The following is a 14871-nucleotide window of genomic DNA, read 5'->3' as shown; positions in this document are numbered from 1 at the left end:
ATCACCTCATTTGCTCAATCTTATCCTGTAATTTTTGTTTCTCTGCTTCCAGTTGAGCTTTAACCTTCCAGCCCTTCTTTTTGACTGCTGCTCTTATCTGATTGTTAATTTCAGCTATTCTATCTCCATAAACTTCTTTGAAATTTATACTCACTTACAATCCCCCTTTACTAACTTCCCATCTTTAAATACATAAATTCCAGGCTTAGGTATTGATTTAACACACATCCATCCGTTACAATTCCATCTACATTCTGCTTTAAGGCATTTCACTTATATCACCTCAGCAAAAATCTTTATTATGCATTTCAGCCTTGTATTCTCAAGCTCACTTGCATTTATCTTTTCTTTAAGGTTTTTTATCTCCTTGTTAGCACCTTCCAATTCAGCTCTTAATGAATCATATGCTCTTTGTTCACTTTCCTGCACTACCTTAACCCCTCCTTAGCAACCATACAAGCAATTTTCCAATATGCTTGAAACATATCAGTACATTCTTTCAACTTTATAGCATTGTGACTTTTAGCGAGTCCGTCCCAATTAGAGAAATGGAATCTGTAATCAAATGTTTCTATTCCATTGTCCCTGCTCCAGCAATCCCATGATGATGACATAACGCACTTTGTCTTATCCTCTATAAACTTCCTTAATTGCCCTTCTGTAAATAATGGGGTTACTACTCCATCTAACCCATTCTTTACAAATCCATCACCATATTTTAATGTTTTATGGTCAACTACAGTGATATAGTTGTCGCAAATATCATAGGGTATCCCATTATAAATATCTTGTTCTTGAACCACCATTTCTATGTTAAATATATCTCCTAAAATTGGTTTCCACCAATCTAAGAATACCTTCTGCACTTCTTCTGGTTGCTCCCTAAACTGTTCTACTGTTATATACTCCACTACCTAGTAACCTCCTTAATAAAGCTTTTAAGCTCACTTATCTTATCAAGTACTGTTTCTATATCCTTAAGGCCTGTCCCATTGATTTCTTTAGTCATAAGACTTCTATAGGCCATTTCTAAGTTAGGATGATAACTTATAGGAAGCCACTTAGGTTCTTTAGGTTCTTCACCCTCATTTACTTTTGGAATACGTTTTTCATAAATAATAACATTTGACTCTTCTGATTCTACTTTGTATTTATCATTTATTGTCAATCCTTTTTTATCCATCTTAATTTTTAAATCATGATTCTCTTTCTGTAGTTCTGCTATCTGCTCTCTTAAAGTTGGTTTTTTCAAATCAATCACTCTCTCTCATATAAATATTTGTATTAAATATATACGTGTTATTGCCACCATCGAATATATTCTTAACATTTATATATTTTTGAATTTCTACTGCTAAACAATAAGATAGTTTTTCTTTAACTCTCTTTTCTAACTTTCCAGTGTTTGTATGATATAATACTTCATCAGAACTCATTTCTATACAAGCTCCTATCCTTCTCAGTTCTTTTTCGTAATGTTCTATCTTTAGTGGCATTTCAATTGTTTTTTCAACGCCTCCAAGTTTATTAATTAGCCATGATTTTAATTTATTCAATTTAACATATCCTTTCTATTGTAAAATATAGTAATTCAATCCTTTTTATTGTATAATTATTACAGTAAAGGGGTGATAATATGGCTACAACAGGAGAAAAACCAGGCAAAGGTATTTATATCTGTACAAAATGTCAAGCACCAAAACATCTTGACGATGATACTGATACACTTCCACCATGTTCAAAATGTAATAACACTGAATTTACGCCTTGATTTAATTGGAGCTATATGCTCCTTTTATATTTATGGCTATAATATCCTCAGAATACACCTTCTATTATTTTCTGTTCTTCACTGCTTACTATTACTAACTCCGGCTCTATTATTGCATCAACATTAAGAGCCCTCATTTTTTTAACGTTATACTCATCAAACTTTGTTTGCACACCTGAAACTTTTATATTTTTCGAACTTAATTTTACTAAATAACCTGATTTCTTAGCCTGCTTCTTAAAATCGCTTGCTTTTAGTGGTATTATTTCAGCTGATCCAACCTGATTTACAAACATATGGATTTGATTTATCATTTCATTTGTTCTTATGAAAAGTAAACTTCCTTGCTTTTTAATTACTTCTTTCGGGTCCAATGCTCTACCATCTTCAATCATTTCATTGTAAAGAGATATCATTTGTTCTACTGTAGACTTAGTATCTTCTCCACCATCTAAAATCTCTTCATTGATGTTTTGAATTATATATTTCTCATAATTCTTAAGTTCTTTAATTTTATGTTTCTTTAGTAGAATATTAAAAATCTCTATTCCAGTAGCTATATTGACAGCAGTATTCAGGGGCCTATCTTTAAGATTCTTATACCTGTCTTTAATCTTCTCTCTAATATCCTTATAGTCTTCGACTGATAAGCTGATAGCCTCATTAATCAAGCTTCTTCCAAACTTATTAAGTATACCTTCATTTGCTATAATCCACTTCATAGCCTCTGTATTCTCAATGGTTCTTTCATTCTTTGAAAGATAAACTATAGCACTTCTATTTATGAGGGCCTTCTCCCTGTTTGGGTAACTTTCCTCACCTGCAATTATTATAGGTCTAGTTAATTGAAAGTTTGTCGTTGTAAAGGATTTGTCACTCCTTGATACTGTAGATCTATCATATGAATTTCTTAAAGTATCACTTATTTTTTGAACTTTATATCTATCAAGTAAACTAGGTTTAAATTCATCAAATAGAATTGGATAATTACCTGTTGAAAGTTCCTTTATCAATGCAAATGGTGTAATTAATCCTATCGATTTTATATCCTTCCTTGGATAATTTAATATTGCTGCTACAACATTCTGGAGGATTGTAGATTTACCAGAACCACTTTCACCTACAATTAATAAATGATGCAGAAAGGCTTTTACACTTATATTTTGATAGACACATAAATTATTAAGTATAGTCCCAATTATAGAAATACTTTTATCTGCAGATGCAAATTTAAATATATGTTTTTTTAATTCAATAAGCTCCTTCTTACTAATTTCTTCTATGTCACATATAGAAATAAAATCACTTTTATCGGATTTCTTATTAGTTTCTATATTGTTATCCTTTATTGCACCTTCATTAGTTACTAATGCAAGTCCTTCATCCTCTGCTATAAATTGTGTACCACTAAAGATACTCTCATTTTCTATAGCCCAATATCTGTTTATCCAACCCTTTAGCTCAGTTAAATCATCTATTCTACCTTTAAAAGAAAGATCTAATGTACCTAAGAAATTTTTAAATGACCTAACATCATCAAAGGAAGTACTAGGACCTGTTCTCTCTATTAGATCACCAGTACAGCTTTTTAATTTCAACTTAACACCCTCTATTTCTTCATCAATAAATACAAGTCTTGCAGCTTCTTTTAATGTGAAATCAGTTAGGTAAATTTTCCTTTCCAGTGCTCCTTCTTCAGTATTTTTAACAATAGTTTTATATATTCCCTTACTGTCTTGTTGTAACTCATAGTTATCTTTTAAATCTAGACTTCTACTAAACGCTTTAAGTAAATCTTTCTTGTTATGTCCAGCTTCAATCCAATCCGTTACATCTTTGTTGTCTCCTAACTGCTTGATACCTGGTAGATTAATAAACTTAAATTCAATTGAGTTTTTGAAGAATTCTTTATGAATTTTCCACTTATATCTATCTCCCGCTTCTCCAGTATCACCTAATACATATACCTTTATATTCTCATCATTGATAATAGATAAGTCCTTACAACCCTTAATAGAGGTTGCTACATAGCTATTATTTCTAAAGGTATTGTTAATCATATTGGCATCTTTCTCGCCCTCTACAAAGACTACGACCTTGTTATCATTGATTCCTTGTAATACATTGTGTAAGTTATATGGAACTTCTGTTTCTGGTCTCAGACTAGTAACCTTTCCATCTTCTTTAAAACTGTAATAACTTGCTGTTTTTTTACCATTAGGTTTTAGAAACTTAGCTTTGTAATACAAAGGTTTGTTATTCGTTCCTACAAATTCATAGATACCTATCAACTCAAATCCCTTTTTGCATCCCTTTTGTTCTAAAGGCTTTTCCATTTGCCACTTTATATATTCTTTAATCGATTCTATATGTTTTTCTTTTATTGTTTTCTCAACAGATAACCCTAAATATTTTTTAGCTTCTACTATATTGCAATTCTTTGACTTCATAATAAAATCTAATGAGTCACCTTTCTCTTCACATCCCCAGCATTTGAATCTCTCTTTATTGGCATCAGGAAAGAACTTAACACTTAATGAAGGAGTCTTATCTGCATGAAAAGGACAATTTATATAACCTTCTCGATTAAATCTTTGTCCTGTTTCATCTTCTATTAGTTGCTTAAGATCTATATCTTGTAATTCCTTCACCTTATCACCCCCTCGGTTCAAAACCATTTAATATCTCATGATCTGTTAGCTTTTTCCCAGAAACTATTTCTATTGCAATTTTGAGAAGACTTAATTGCCTCACAACTTCATTGAATAACTCAAGTTTTTTTTCACATTGTTGAACTGTATGAGTTTTGAAAAACTCTTCTGCTTTTCTATTTCTTTCAAGACATTTATTGTATTTCTGTTTCAAAGCTAACAAATTCATAATTTATCTTCCTTTCATCTTTAAAAATAGGGCTTGTCTATTTCTAACCCTCTTTTGATATTTCCTTCTCTTTTTATCCTCAAAGTTAAATCTTAATATTATGTTATTTATTGAAGTATTAATAATTTCGTCAATGCTCCTTACTAGATACATCTTCTATCACCTCATAAATATATTAATTACCATACCAGGTCCTTTAATCTCTTAAGCTTTGATTGTTTTATTTTTTCAACCTTTCCATGGTCATACACAATCTTTAATTGCTGCAACATTATTTCCACATCTGCAATCTCTTCCTCAACATTATGTTCCTTACCTCTTATTGATTTAGAGATAGCTTGTGTTAATTCTGCCATTTCCTCCATGGCACAACTAATTGAATTGATTGGCCAAATGTATTTATTGCCTTTTGACATATAACAATTTCTTCATCCTTGCATATTTCATTCAATATTCTCACGCTCCCATATACAATCTTCTATCAAGCCCTTGTTCTTCAGAACATTTCTAACTCCATAATGTAATGTGTAATATATTTCTCTTCCGATAACTGCTTTGCTTATAGGTCTTATAATTGTGCAAAATTCTCTTTCTAAAGCTTTAAGTCTTGCATATAGCTTAAACTTATCATATTGAGATCTATAATTGCCTGATGCAATATTGCTATCAAAATCCTTATCTTCAAGAAATATAAAAAACTCTATGTCATATTTATTCATTGCTGTAAGTTCCATCTTTAACCTGTTGTAATCAGTTTTTAGAACTTTTTCTAAGTATTTTTCTCCAAATAATTCTACAATTTCTTTTTTTACCTCATTGATATTTGTTTTATTGTCTTTAAGATTCATTGCCAATTCATCAATGCAGAATTTCCTTTCAATAGCAATATCATTAGTGAAATAAATATCTCTTTCCTGTCCTTTGAAGCTACCATTTGGAAGATAACAACTATAATCTCCGTATTTCAGTGTTTGAGTCTTGTACTTTTTCTTATGTTTATCTAACCAATCTGTAACATGAAAATTTGCTTGCTCTCTTGTATCTACCAGAATTACTAGTTTATCTAGTATCTCCTTTAATTCTTTATCAGTAAACCTATATTGCACTTTATCACTCCTTAAGAGTAAGCTTTTAACCTACTCTATTTCTTCATAAACTATCAATGCTCCTGAAAAGTCTGGTAATGCTGAATATTTGATATCCATTATTTTTATATTCTTATTTTCATCAAGCCATTTATTAATATCATTCCCCAAATCTCCTGGAGAACAAATTTCTTTAACTCTCATAGCTACCTCCTTTAAAATGGCATATCTCCATCATCTACAGGAGTTATATCATCATAGTTTCCATTACCGAAAGTATCGTTGTTGTTTCCTGGTGTTGAATAACTACTTTGATTATTATTCCCCTCATTATTGCCACCTCCAACAAATGTGAAGCTCTCAACTGCAACATCTGCTGTATATCTTTTTGTACCATCTTGAGCATCATAACTTCCAGTTCTCAAACTTCCTGATACTCCTAGTTGTCTTCCTTTAGTTACATATTGAGAAATTGTTTCTGCGGTCTTTCCAAATGCAACACAATTAATAAAATCTGTTTCATCTTTTTTAAACTTCCTAGTTACCGCTAATGAAAATCTGGCTACTGCAGTACCACTTCCTTGAGCAAATCTTAGTTCTGGATCCTTTGTAAGTCTTCCAATTAGATTTATGTTATTCATACTTAGACCTCCTAATATTCAATGTGTTGCTCAAACATATAACTTGCCTCTAGGTCAGCTGTATGTAAGCAAACTGCACCTCGGCACATATTCCAAGCAGCACTACAAGTGTTATAGTCTTGTGGAGCTACGTATCCACCCATATGCCATCTTATAGTTAACATTTCATCTTTCGTAAGCTTAATAAAGCTTTGCAACATAATTACTGACTTATCTCCATGACCTAGTGGTAATTCATCCTCTACTTTATAGAAAGGTACCTTAATCCATTGACCTGTTGTTTCATCTTTTTTATTCCTAGTACTGGCAACATAAAAATTGCATTTACATATATCATGTAGAAGAGTACAAATGATCTCACTTTCTTCACTAAATCCTAAATCATACTGTACATTTTTTTCCTTAAATCGTTCATAAACTAGCAAACTATGTTCAGCTAATCCACCTGTATAATTACTATGAAATCTCGTTGATGCAGGGGCTACAAAGAAATCACTCTTAGCTTCTATCCATTCAATCAACTTTTGCATACCTGGTCTTTTAACTGATGAGAGAAGACTTAGTATCTTCTCTCTGTTTTTTTGAACTTTATCTGCCATATATAATTCCTCCTAAAATGGATCATCTTCGTCTGTATCTTCAACAACTTCCGCCTCAACTACAGGAGTTTCATCTTCTACAGGCTCAATGTCTTCTTCCTTAATTTCATGAATTTCTTGATAATTTCTTAATGCCTCTATTAAATTAGTTGCCTGCTCTTGAGTCATTCCTCTTAGGCTAACACCATTTTCCTTTGCTAATGCTTCTAACTTACTTATATCTGCTTCCTTACCTTCTCCAACCATCAAATCTTTTTCAGCTGCTAACTGCATAACTTGCTGCTTAGTTTTCTTATCTGCAGGTTTAGGAGGCATTGGAACATATTCATTTTTTCTCTGCTCTTCTTGTGGATCAACTACATCAGTAGGAAGTTCTTCCTGAATATCTATTTCCTCAGCTGTATACATTTGCCCTAATGCATTTGGGAAAGCTTCTCTTAGTGCTTGGACTAAAGCTACCTTACGAATCATTGTAGCTGGCTTTGTATTCCACATAGATGATATTGAGCCATCTTTCTTACGTCCTATATACTCATCTAAACTTACTGTATTATAAACATCTTCCTTACCATCTTTAAACTTAACCTTGGCCCATCCTCCAACAAGCTCCTCTCTATTTTTGAGATAGAATGTTCCCTGTCTTTCTTGTATTTCATTATTTAAATTAACTACAATAACACCTGATTCAGTGCCTTTATAATTCTCATTAGTTTCAGCTCTTTTAGTAAATGCATCTTTACCAACTACCATTGTTGCTGCTTGATTACCATACTTTACTAAATAAGCTTCCCTTAAGAATGGATTTAACTTTTGACCTTCACAAAGTTTTAAAAACATACCAACTTCTTGATCTGTGACATTTCTTGCATCACCATTAACTAAATACTGTTTAACAGTTGCTGGTGTAAGATCTATACGCTGACCACCAGCCTCATAACTTACTTTTTGTATTGCTCCACTCATGTTTACTCCTCCTTGTTTTCTTTTACACTTAAGAAATGTACATAAATATCCTTCTGTAAATCTTTTATATCGATTTGATCTATTTCTTTGTTGTTTACTTTAGTTACTGTACTTTCAACTTCTTCTTTTATTAATCCAACTCTAGTAGAGTCAACAAAATTACATCTACCTTCTTTACAAGCAAACTCAGTTAAATTATGCTCTTCTAATATTGCTGATAACTTAGCCTTGTCATTTTCAAGCTCCATTTCACAATTCTTCTTACTTTCCTTTTGGTCTAAAATTCTTTCTATTAAAGTACCTGCTTCTTCTTTCCACTTTTCCATTATTCAATTACCTCCACATTAATTTTTTTATCTAAAGTAACTTTAGTAACTATCATTTGTGTATCTAGCTCAGGAATGTTATTAATTCTCTCCCCATCATCTACGAATATTGGAAAATGAAGATTTTGTATATTCATTAATAGATTCCCTATCTCAAGACCTGCAGTTATCTTTTCGCTTCCTGACAGCTTACTAAACTCCTTACCATCCAATAGAACTTTAAAATCATCTTTAAGTTCTCCATCTTTAGTAAGCTTTTCAAATTGAATAGATACATTTTTAAGATACTTCCCTATCTCTGCTGCTTGTTTCTTAAGCTTTATGCTGTTATATTGCTTACCTGCATCAATGGCTAATTTGATTTGTTCTATCTTATTTTTACTATTTTGGATTCTTTCTTTACTTATTTCTAAATCCTTTTTAATCTTTTCATTATGTTTAATAGCTCCATCTATTTGCGAATTATGATTTAAAATATCAATCTTTCTAAGCTCAAGTTCATCTGCTTTACATTTGATATTTCTTAGCTTTTCTTGTCCGTTAAGTCTTCTATCTTCATCTTCTTTTAATAGATTTTCTCTTTTCTCATTTATTTTTTTAAGTTTCTCATTTAACTCTTTTTCAGCTTCTTCAAGCATTTTTCTGTTTACTTCAGCTATTTCAATATTCTTCTTATCAATTTCTTCAATTTCAATTTTTAGCAACTGGCCTTTTGGAAGAATATTTTGCATTTCCTCTTTAATTTTTTCCCTATAGGATAATGTTTTATCTTTTTCAAAACCACAATTTTCACACTTAACTAATTTAGGTTTAGTATTCTTTAACTCATTGTCTAATTCCTTATACCTAGCAAGCAACCTTGACTTTTCGCTCACCTTTTCTGAAGCATTTATTAATTGATTAAGTGATACATTTTTCTGCTCTTGCCTCGCTATACGTTCCTCTAGCTCTAGTTCATTTAACTTTGATTTATTATTTAAAGGAATTTGTAATTTGCTTAATTCCTCACTTAATATTCTTAATTCTTCTTCATTTTCAAAAACTATCTTTTCAGCCACATCAATAGGCTTGCTGCCATCAATTACCCCTTCAAGATATATAATGTTTTCTTCTTGCTCTTTAAGGCCTGTCCTCATATCTGATAAGAATGTTTCGGCAATTCTGAATCCATTATTCAAAAGTACTTCTTTTAGATAATCCCCAAGCTCTTCAAATATCTCTTCTCTATTTGCTGGCTTCAAAACATCACTTAAAAGTTGTTTTGCATCTTTAGGTGCTAACTCTGGGAAGAAGTAAGGATTAAATATACTTAAGAACACATTCTTATTCTTAAATATCTCTCTTGAAATATCATTAGTGCTACTTTTACTTTCATTCCAATAAACTTCATTTGTAGAACCTTTTTTTCTTCTTACAATAGTCTGAGGTTCTTTATCAAGCAAGAAATCTAAAACTACCTCTGTAACTTTTGGTTTTTGGTCATTGATTAATTTAGTTGTTGCTTTCTCATTTCCCCACATATCGCATCCTGTTAATGCCCATACTATTGCTTCCCCTATAGAACTCTTTCCTAGCCTGTTGTCACCCTTTATAGTTGTTCTATTAGCAAACTTATAATCAACTGTTTCTTTATATCCTCTAAAGCCTGTTATGGCTATCCCTGTAATTTCTAATTGCATATATTTATACTCTCCTCTCTATTTATCCATCTATTCTTTCCACCTCTAGATCTTTTAGCATCATCATTGAATCTTAGGACTTCCTCTACATCACAACAAAGTCCAATATCTACTAAAGGTAATCTTTCAGTTAAATCCCTATAAACTGTAGACTTACTTACATTAAAGAATTTAGCTGTATCTCTTACTGTTTTCTTTGTTTGGATAGTAAACATAGCTACTTCTTTAACTCGCTTTTCGATATAATTTTTCATTTCCTCCTCCTTAAAATGTGTTATAATAATCCTGAAATCTTTAAACTGTTACCTCGGTTACTTTGGTCGGTGCCTGGGTAACTTTTTTATTTTCTCTATACGTCCAGTTGAGCTGTCCTTTTTTTATCAACTCTTTTCTTTTCCAACTTATATTCAACTCTTCTCTTCCTAACTCTTCTGCAATATCTTTATCCCTATAGCCTTTAAGCTTCATATTTATTAATGTTTCAACTTCTACTGATTGCCATGGTAAACAAATTGATCTACGTTTAAGACCAAGTCTCTTAGCTCTTCTTGTTACACCTGCCTCAGTTCGTTGTAGATTGATAGCTATATCCTTTATAAGTAGTCCTGAGTTCCAGTAAGATGTTAATATTGCATCCTCAGCTTTACTCCATTTGGTAGATACCTTGTGCGATATTTTTGAATCGTCTTTTCTTGCTTTATCAACCCATGAAGGTTCTTTACCTAAAATATTTAGTTCAACTTTTGACCATCTGATAGCTGTCTTATTTTGTTCTGCCCACTTCCAAAAATCCTTCTGATTTATTCTCCAAAACTTTCGCTTTAGTCCTATATTTTTAAATGATGCTTTTAGCCCTTTATCTTTAATCCATCTTACAGGTGTCTTTCTATCAACTCCGAGAACATCTGCTAGCTGAGAACTGTTTAGGTACTCAGTAGCCCCAAGAGTTCCTCCTAGTCCTAATCGCTTAGCTTTTATGCTTACTCCATTAGGTGTTTTGTTTAATTTTTTAGCTATCGCCTTGAATGTTATAAGCCCATAGTGATCTTCTAAGTACTCAATATCTTTAGCTGTCCAAACTCTTCTTGCCTTTATACCGTACTTATGGAAATAATTACTCACTATATTCTGTGGTAGTCCTATGACTTGTCCTACTTCTTTTTGAGTCATATTCTTTTTGAAATATAATTCTTCAAGCAGCTCTTTAGTTACTTCCAATACATTCACCTCCTTTCTACACTCCTACTCCTAACAGCTCTTAAGATAGACATTTAAGTTCATATAAAACAGTCTCATAAAGTCTTGTTTACTGGTCTTAATCCCAAAAGCAATTCTATTTACCTTTATGTCATTTTCTGTTTCTGTCATAACCCTGCTTAATACCTTCTCGCCATGCTTTATCAATACTGCTTTGATAGCTCTTATCTGATTATTTCCCATAGTTAGCACCTAAAATCTTTTCAATATTTCTTTTTGCTTCTTCTAAACATACAGGACATAATTGCCTACCTAGTAATCCTTCTAGATTTCCTTCTTCACCACAAATGTAACAGCCTGTACTATATTTTCTAAGTATTATGTCTTCCCCTTCTGTATAAATCTCCACTGGATCTCCTTCGTTAATATCCATGGTCCTTCTTAATTCTTTTGGTATTACTATCCTTCCTAACTCGTCAGTTCTTCTTACTATTCCTGTTGATTTCATTTACTTTTCCTCCTTATATTTATTTCACGTTCCAATACTCCCTCTTAGCCTCTAGTGGGTTCTTTGTATTTCCTAGAGCTTGACCAATAAATTTATATGTTAAATTACTCTATGCTCTTTACTTATCTTTTCCAGCCATATATTAAGCATTTCTCTATTAATAAGTACTTTTGAACCTACTTTAAAGAATGGAAAGTCTGTATTGGGTTTATTGATAAGCTCTCTTATTTTATCTTTGCTTACATTAATTATTTTTGAGCATTCCACTACTGTTAATGTTGCTTTCTTTGATATTTTCATTTCTGAAATTAGTTCCTCCAATACTTCTTGAGACATTTATTTCACCTCTCCAAATATTTCTTCTTCACTTACCTTAAATGCTTGAGATATAGCTCGTCTGCTATTTTTTCTTGGATAAACCAATCCTTTTTCCCAAGACCAAAATGCTTTTTGAGTAGTAAAACATTTTTCAGCAGCTTCATCTTGTTTCCAACCTTTTATAATTCTTAATACTTCTATTTTTTTAAACCATGGTAATTTATTTATAACGTCACCCACCTCTTATTACCTCCTTTGCTTATTTGTATATTAAAACTGTTTACAAATGTATTTTACGTCATAAGGAAGTATATAACAAACTTAATAATACGTCATAATGTGGTAATATGTTAAGTTATCTCTATACTGTTTATTTTTTCTATTGTTTTCTATTATTTGTTGACATAATGACGTAAAAGACGTAAAATTAATTTATTATCACAAAATGAAAGGATTTTAATAATGGGAGATAAAATATTAGGCTTAAAAATTAAACAATTAAGAAGCGATTACGGATTAAAGATTGGAAAAAAGTTTTTACAAAAGGATTTAGCAGAGGCTGTTGGAGTTTCCAGAGGTTATATTGGAGATATTGAAAGTGGGAGGACCACTCCTAATGAAACATTGCTCGGCAAGATTGCTGACGTTTTCGATATAGATATTTTCGAAATAATTGGTGTTAATGGAAATATAGATCTTGAATCTACTACTTATGACGAGTATACATCACCTAAAGTCAAAGGTATAATCAGAAAAATTGATGACAAAACTGCAATAAAAAAATATATTAAAGAAACTGATTTAACCGAACTGTTAGATTTAATTCTAGAGAAAAATACTTCGTCTATTTCTTTGAATAATATCAGGAATAATTTAAATAAATTATCTACAATTGAATCTGATGAATTTAAGGCTATAAATGGAATCCACATAGATACTCACTCTGTTGAGGCATCAGCTGTTGGATATAAGTATAAATCACGTTTTTATAACAACTTGGTAGATAAAATTCTTAAAATAATTGAATTAGAAGATAAAAATATTAATGAATTATTGATCTTTAAAAATAAGGACATAGCCCCAATTGCTGCTCATAATGATTTTGCTAATGACCCTGAAGAACAAAAACTAATGAAAGATGATTTAGACAACTTGTAACATCATGAATAAATATGAATTATTGTTAGCTGAAGCTGATAGTATCAACGTGTGTGTTGTAGAGAAATCTTTTAAATCAAAAGCAAAAGGCTTATGTAAGGGCAATAAAATAGGGATAAGTTCTAAATTAGATACTAATAAAGAAAAAGCTTGTGTATTAGCTGAAGAACTTGGGCATTATCATAAAACAGTCGGAAATATACTTGATCAATCATATATAAATAACAGGAAACAAGAACTAATCGCTCGTGGCTGGGGGTATGAAAAGTTAATAGATTTAGCTGATGTTATAAGAGCTCATAAAGTCGGAATAAATGATCGCTATGAATTAGCTGAATATTTAAATGTTACTGATGAATTTTTACAAGATTCAATTAATTACTATAAGTGTAAATTAGGATTGTTCCATAAAATAGATAATTATATTCTTTGCTTCGAACCCCTATGGATTATAGAAAAATTCAAAGATTTTTAAGGAGTTGTTTTTATGGCAAAAACTAACTATACCGTAAATGGAAAAGATTATTATAGGGTTTCTCTAGAAATTGGAAGAGATGCTAATGGAAAGCGAAAAACTAAATTTTTTACTGGTAAAAATAAAAAAGAAGCAGAACAAAAGAAACAAGAGTATATAAATAAAATGAATAGTGGAATTGTTGATACTAAGACATACTGGCTTGGTGAAACAATGAAATCCTGGCTTTTTGAAGTCGTGAAGGTCGGACAAATAAAACCATCTTCATTTGCTAGATATGAAGGTATATTTACTAAATATTTCAAAGACTCACCTATAGCCTGCATGAGTTTAGATAAAATACTTCCTATAGATATTCAGAGATATTATAATTCACTTTTTAAAGATGGCAAAAGTAGTAATATTATAAAAAACGCTAATAAGCTTCTTAAGCAATTCTTTAATTATTGTGTAGATAGTGGATATATGTTGAGAAATCCTTGTGATGGCAAAAAGATAATTATACCTAAAGATAATGTGATTAAACGTAATGAAGTGAAACAAGTTCCAGTATTCTCAGAATCTGAAATGAAGTTACTATTGGCAAATAAGGAAGATAGTAAAATAAGATATATATCATTAATATCCTATGCTACTGGAATGAGACGTGGGGAAATATTAGGATTGTCAGAAGATGACTTTGATTACAAGAATAAAGAAATTCATATACGTAGATCTGTAGTTACGACCTATGTATTTGATGCTGATGGTAATAAACATAAGCGTACTTTTATTTCAGATGCTAAAAACTATTCATCTATTAGAGATATCCCCTTACCTGAAAGCCTAATTCCTATAATAAAGTCTTCGATAAACTTAAAAAAGCGAGATATGTTAAAAGCCTCAACTAGCTATAGTGATAGTTATAAGAATTTTATCTTCTTAACTGAAACTGGAGAATTAATTGAAGCTAGCAATATAGATAAAAGTTGGATCTACTTTTTAAAAAGGTGCAAAGTACAACATAAAAAATTCCATGCATTGAGACATACTTACGCTACTTTGCAATTTGAAAATGAAAGACCACTCTTGACTATTTCTAAACTTCTAGGGCACTCTAGTATTGATGTCACTGCTAACACATACACTCATGTTTTAAAGAAGGAAAAGGAAAAAGCTGTTGATACATTAAGCTTAATAATGTAATAAAACTATGTTGTTAATTAACAACATTTTAACAACATAGTTTTATTTACGTATTGATATTTATGGATAGTTAAATCAAAAATAAT

Annotated in this window: 27 protein-coding genes; 4 read left to right on the top strand and 23 right to left on the bottom strand. The window is 31.2% G+C overall.

The features are described from left to right. Position 1: 1 nt before the first annotated feature. The 6 genes from ACSYT2_RS04465 to ACSYT2_RS04440 are packed head-to-tail and all read right to left on the bottom strand — an operon-like array spanning position 2 to position 1556. Entirely contained in the window at positions 2–154 is a 153-nt protein-coding gene (locus tag ACSYT2_RS04465; RefSeq protein WP_438383744.1) for a hypothetical protein, read from the bottom strand. Next, positions 151–273 (bottom strand): hypothetical protein, encoded by a 123-nt coding sequence (locus tag ACSYT2_RS04460; protein WP_438383742.1) that lies wholly within the window; start codon positions 271–273, stop codon positions 151–153. Before ACSYT2_RS04460 ends, ACSYT2_RS04465 begins: the two co-directional genes overlap by 4 nt. After that, complete coding sequence (locus tag ACSYT2_RS04455; RefSeq protein ID WP_438383741.1) at positions 274–429, bottom strand: hypothetical protein; 156 nt, start codon at positions 427–429, stop codon at positions 274–276. It abuts the gene before it with no gap. Continuing rightward, positions 429–911, bottom strand: coding sequence for a hypothetical protein (locus ACSYT2_RS04450; RefSeq protein ID WP_438383739.1), 483 nt, complete (start codon positions 909–911; stop codon positions 429–431). Before ACSYT2_RS04450 ends, ACSYT2_RS04455 begins: the two co-directional genes overlap by 1 nt. Then, positions 911–1252: a hypothetical protein gene (locus ACSYT2_RS04445; protein ID WP_438383738.1), complete on the bottom strand. Its 342-nt coding sequence runs from the start codon at positions 1250–1252 to the stop codon at positions 911–913. The genes ACSYT2_RS04450 and ACSYT2_RS04445 overlap by 1 nt, the downstream gene beginning before the upstream one ends. Before the next feature lies 1 nt (position 1253). Further along, positions 1254–1556 carry a hypothetical protein gene (locus tag ACSYT2_RS04440; protein WP_438383737.1) on the bottom strand — a complete coding sequence of 101 codons (303 nt, stop codon included), beginning with the start codon at positions 1554–1556 and terminating at the stop codon, positions 1254–1256. A gap of 80 nt (positions 1557–1636) precedes the next feature. Here ACSYT2_RS04440 and ACSYT2_RS04435 point away from each other — a divergent pair, with 80 nt between their 5' ends. After that, positions 1637–1771, top strand: coding sequence for a zinc ribbon-containing protein (locus tag ACSYT2_RS04435; RefSeq protein WP_438383735.1), 135 nt, complete (start codon positions 1637–1639; stop codon positions 1769–1771). A gap of 47 nt (positions 1772–1818) precedes the next feature. On the opposite strand, the gene ACSYT2_RS04430 is transcribed toward ACSYT2_RS04435, so the two are convergent. The 17 genes from ACSYT2_RS04430 to ACSYT2_RS04350 form a co-directional block, all read right to left on the bottom strand. Beyond that, positions 1819–4449, bottom strand: a complete 2631-nt coding sequence (locus tag ACSYT2_RS04430) for a CHC2 zinc finger domain-containing protein (RefSeq protein WP_438383733.1) — start codon at positions 4447–4449, stop codon at positions 1819–1821. Next, a complete protein-coding gene (locus ACSYT2_RS04425) occupies positions 4427–4651 on the bottom strand; it encodes a hypothetical protein (RefSeq protein WP_438383731.1) in 225 nt (74 codons plus the stop codon). Before ACSYT2_RS04425 ends, ACSYT2_RS04430 begins: the two co-directional genes overlap by 23 nt. A gap of 3 nt (positions 4652–4654) precedes the next feature. Next, a complete protein-coding gene (locus ACSYT2_RS04420) occupies positions 4655–4804 on the bottom strand; it encodes a hypothetical protein (protein WP_438383729.1) in 150 nt (49 codons plus the stop codon). A 26-nt stretch (positions 4805–4830) separates the two neighbouring features. After that, positions 4831–5007, bottom strand: coding sequence for a nucleoside triphosphate pyrophosphohydrolase family protein (locus tag ACSYT2_RS04415; protein WP_438383728.1), 177 nt, complete (start codon positions 5005–5007; stop codon positions 4831–4833). A gap of 87 nt (positions 5008–5094) precedes the next feature. Then, positions 5095–5757 (bottom strand): ERCC4 domain-containing protein, encoded by a 663-nt coding sequence (locus ACSYT2_RS04410; RefSeq protein ID WP_438383726.1) that lies wholly within the window; start codon positions 5755–5757, stop codon positions 5095–5097. A gap of 30 nt (positions 5758–5787) precedes the next feature. Further along, positions 5788–5940 (bottom strand): hypothetical protein, encoded by a 153-nt coding sequence (locus ACSYT2_RS04405; protein ID WP_438383725.1) that lies wholly within the window; start codon positions 5938–5940, stop codon positions 5788–5790. Positions 5941–5951: 11 nt separating this feature from the next. Further along, positions 5952–6377: a single-stranded DNA-binding protein gene (locus ACSYT2_RS04400; RefSeq protein WP_438383723.1), complete on the bottom strand. Its 426-nt coding sequence runs from the start codon at positions 6375–6377 to the stop codon at positions 5952–5954. Between the two features lie 11 nt (positions 6378–6388). Continuing rightward, entirely contained in the window at positions 6389–6976 is a 588-nt protein-coding gene (locus tag ACSYT2_RS04395) for an HD domain-containing protein (protein WP_438383722.1), read from the bottom strand. Positions 6977–6988: 12 nt separating this feature from the next. Next, positions 6989–7939 (bottom strand): phage recombination protein Bet, encoded by a 951-nt coding sequence (bet, locus tag ACSYT2_RS04390; RefSeq protein ID WP_438383721.1) that lies wholly within the window; start codon positions 7937–7939, stop codon positions 6989–6991. Between the two features lie 2 nt (positions 7940–7941). Continuing rightward, on the bottom strand, positions 7942–8265 hold the full coding sequence (locus tag ACSYT2_RS04385; RefSeq protein ID WP_438383719.1) for a hypothetical protein: 324 nt from the start codon (positions 8263–8265) through the stop codon (positions 7942–7944). Continuing rightward, complete coding sequence (locus ACSYT2_RS04380) at positions 8265–9944, bottom strand: AAA family ATPase (RefSeq protein ID WP_438383717.1); 1680 nt, start codon at positions 9942–9944, stop codon at positions 8265–8267. Before ACSYT2_RS04380 ends, ACSYT2_RS04385 begins: the two co-directional genes overlap by 1 nt. Next, entirely contained in the window at positions 9935–10198 is a 264-nt protein-coding gene (locus ACSYT2_RS04375) for a sporulation transcriptional regulator SpoIIID (protein WP_438383715.1), read from the bottom strand. Before ACSYT2_RS04375 ends, ACSYT2_RS04380 begins: the two co-directional genes overlap by 10 nt. A 40-nt stretch (positions 10199–10238) precedes the next feature. Then, on the bottom strand, positions 10239–11162 hold the full coding sequence (locus ACSYT2_RS04370) for a helix-turn-helix domain-containing protein (RefSeq protein ID WP_438383713.1): 924 nt from the start codon (positions 11160–11162) through the stop codon (positions 10239–10241). Between the two features lie 30 nt (positions 11163–11192). Beyond that, a complete protein-coding gene (locus ACSYT2_RS04365; protein WP_438383711.1) occupies positions 11193–11384 on the bottom strand; it encodes a hypothetical protein in 192 nt (63 codons plus the stop codon). Next, on the bottom strand, positions 11374–11649 hold the full coding sequence (locus ACSYT2_RS04360) for an AbrB/MazE/SpoVT family DNA-binding domain-containing protein (RefSeq protein ID WP_438383710.1): 276 nt from the start codon (positions 11647–11649) through the stop codon (positions 11374–11376). The genes ACSYT2_RS04365 and ACSYT2_RS04360 overlap by 11 nt, the downstream gene beginning before the upstream one ends. A 99-nt stretch (positions 11650–11748) precedes the next feature. Continuing rightward, positions 11749–11985 carry an excisionase family DNA-binding protein gene (locus tag ACSYT2_RS04355; RefSeq protein WP_438383708.1) on the bottom strand — a complete coding sequence of 79 codons (237 nt, stop codon included), beginning with the start codon at positions 11983–11985 and terminating at the stop codon, positions 11749–11751. Beyond that, positions 11986–12207 (bottom strand): helix-turn-helix transcriptional regulator, encoded by a 222-nt coding sequence (locus ACSYT2_RS04350; RefSeq protein WP_438383707.1) that lies wholly within the window; start codon positions 12205–12207, stop codon positions 11986–11988. Positions 12208–12429: 222 nt separating this feature from the next. Between ACSYT2_RS04350 and ACSYT2_RS04345 the strand changes: the two genes are divergently transcribed. From ACSYT2_RS04345 to ACSYT2_RS04335, 3 genes are read left to right on the top strand one after another with little or no spacing between them, the layout of a single operon-like run. Further along, entirely contained in the window at positions 12430–13125 is a 696-nt protein-coding gene (locus tag ACSYT2_RS04345; protein ID WP_438383705.1) for a helix-turn-helix domain-containing protein, read from the top strand. A 4-nt stretch (positions 13126–13129) separates the two neighbouring features. Then, the gene (locus ACSYT2_RS04340) at positions 13130–13600 is read left to right on the top strand and encodes an ImmA/IrrE family metallo-endopeptidase (RefSeq protein WP_438383703.1); all 471 of its coding nucleotides are present in this window, start codon (positions 13130–13132) and stop codon (positions 13598–13600) included. A gap of 12 nt (positions 13601–13612) precedes the next feature. Beyond that, positions 13613–14785, top strand: a complete 1173-nt coding sequence (locus ACSYT2_RS04335; RefSeq protein WP_438383701.1) for a tyrosine-type recombinase/integrase — start codon at positions 13613–13615, stop codon at positions 14783–14785. Positions 14786–14871 lie beyond the last annotated feature (86 nt).

Source organism: Clostridium zhoujianii (assembly GCF_051590805.1).
Taxonomy (GTDB): Bacteria; Bacillota; Clostridia; order Clostridiales; family Clostridiaceae; genus Clostridium.
This window is presented reverse-complemented; position numbering and strand designations above follow the sequence as displayed.

What these genes read in the sequence shown, in the direction of transcription:
- bet (WP_438383721.1), bottom strand. Translation starts at nt 7,939, where the DNA reads ATGAGTGGAGCAATACAAAAAGTAAGTTATGAGGCTGGTGGTCAGCGT.
- ACSYT2_RS04340 (WP_438383703.1), top strand. Translation starts at nt 13,130, where the DNA reads ATGAATAAATATGAATTATTGTTAGCTGAAGCTGATAGTATCAACGTG.
- ACSYT2_RS04395 (WP_438383722.1), bottom strand. Translation starts at nt 6,976, where the DNA reads ATGGCAGATAAAGTTCAAAAAAACAGAGAGAAGATACTAAGTCTTCTC.
- ACSYT2_RS04430 (WP_438383733.1), bottom strand. Translation starts at nt 4,449, where the DNA reads ATGGTTTTGAACCGAGGGGGTGATAAGGTGAAGGAATTACAAGATATA.
- ACSYT2_RS04400 (WP_438383723.1), bottom strand. Translation starts at nt 6,377, where the DNA reads ATGAATAACATAAATCTAATTGGAAGACTTACAAAGGATCCAGAACTA.
- ACSYT2_RS04335 (WP_438383701.1), top strand. Translation starts at nt 13,613, where the DNA reads ATGGCAAAAACTAACTATACCGTAAATGGAAAAGATTATTATAGGGTT.
- ACSYT2_RS04405 (WP_438383725.1), bottom strand. Translation starts at nt 5,940, where the DNA reads ATGAGAGTTAAAGAAATTTGTTCTCCAGGAGATTTGGGGAATGATATT.
- ACSYT2_RS04415 (WP_438383728.1), bottom strand. Translation starts at nt 5,007, where the DNA reads ATGGCAGAATTAACACAAGCTATCTCTAAATCAATAAGAGGTAAGGAA.
- ACSYT2_RS04385 (WP_438383719.1), bottom strand. Translation starts at nt 8,265, where the DNA reads ATGGAAAAGTGGAAAGAAGAAGCAGGTACTTTAATAGAAAGAATTTTA.
- ACSYT2_RS04425 (WP_438383731.1), bottom strand. Translation starts at nt 4,651, where the DNA reads ATGAATTTGTTAGCTTTGAAACAGAAATACAATAAATGTCTTGAAAGA.
- ACSYT2_RS04365 (WP_438383711.1), bottom strand. Translation starts at nt 11,384, where the DNA reads ATGGGAAATAATCAGATAAGAGCTATCAAAGCAGTATTGATAAAGCAT.
- ACSYT2_RS04435 (WP_438383735.1), top strand. Translation starts at nt 1,637, where the DNA reads ATGGCTACAACAGGAGAAAAACCAGGCAAAGGTATTTATATCTGTACA.
- ACSYT2_RS04380 (WP_438383717.1), bottom strand. Translation starts at nt 9,944, where the DNA reads ATGCAATTAGAAATTACAGGGATAGCCATAACAGGCTTTAGAGGATAT.
- ACSYT2_RS04355 (WP_438383708.1), bottom strand. Translation starts at nt 11,985, where the DNA reads ATGTCTCAAGAAGTATTGGAGGAACTAATTTCAGAAATGAAAATATCA.
- ACSYT2_RS04420 (WP_438383729.1), bottom strand. Translation starts at nt 4,804, where the DNA reads ATGTATCTAGTAAGGAGCATTGACGAAATTATTAATACTTCAATAAAT.
- ACSYT2_RS04345 (WP_438383705.1), top strand. Translation starts at nt 12,430, where the DNA reads ATGGGAGATAAAATATTAGGCTTAAAAATTAAACAATTAAGAAGCGAT.
- ACSYT2_RS04360 (WP_438383710.1), bottom strand. Translation starts at nt 11,649, where the DNA reads ATGAAATCAACAGGAATAGTAAGAAGAACTGACGAGTTAGGAAGGATA.
- ACSYT2_RS04375 (WP_438383715.1), bottom strand. Translation starts at nt 10,198, where the DNA reads ATGAAAAATTATATCGAAAAGCGAGTTAAAGAAGTAGCTATGTTTACT.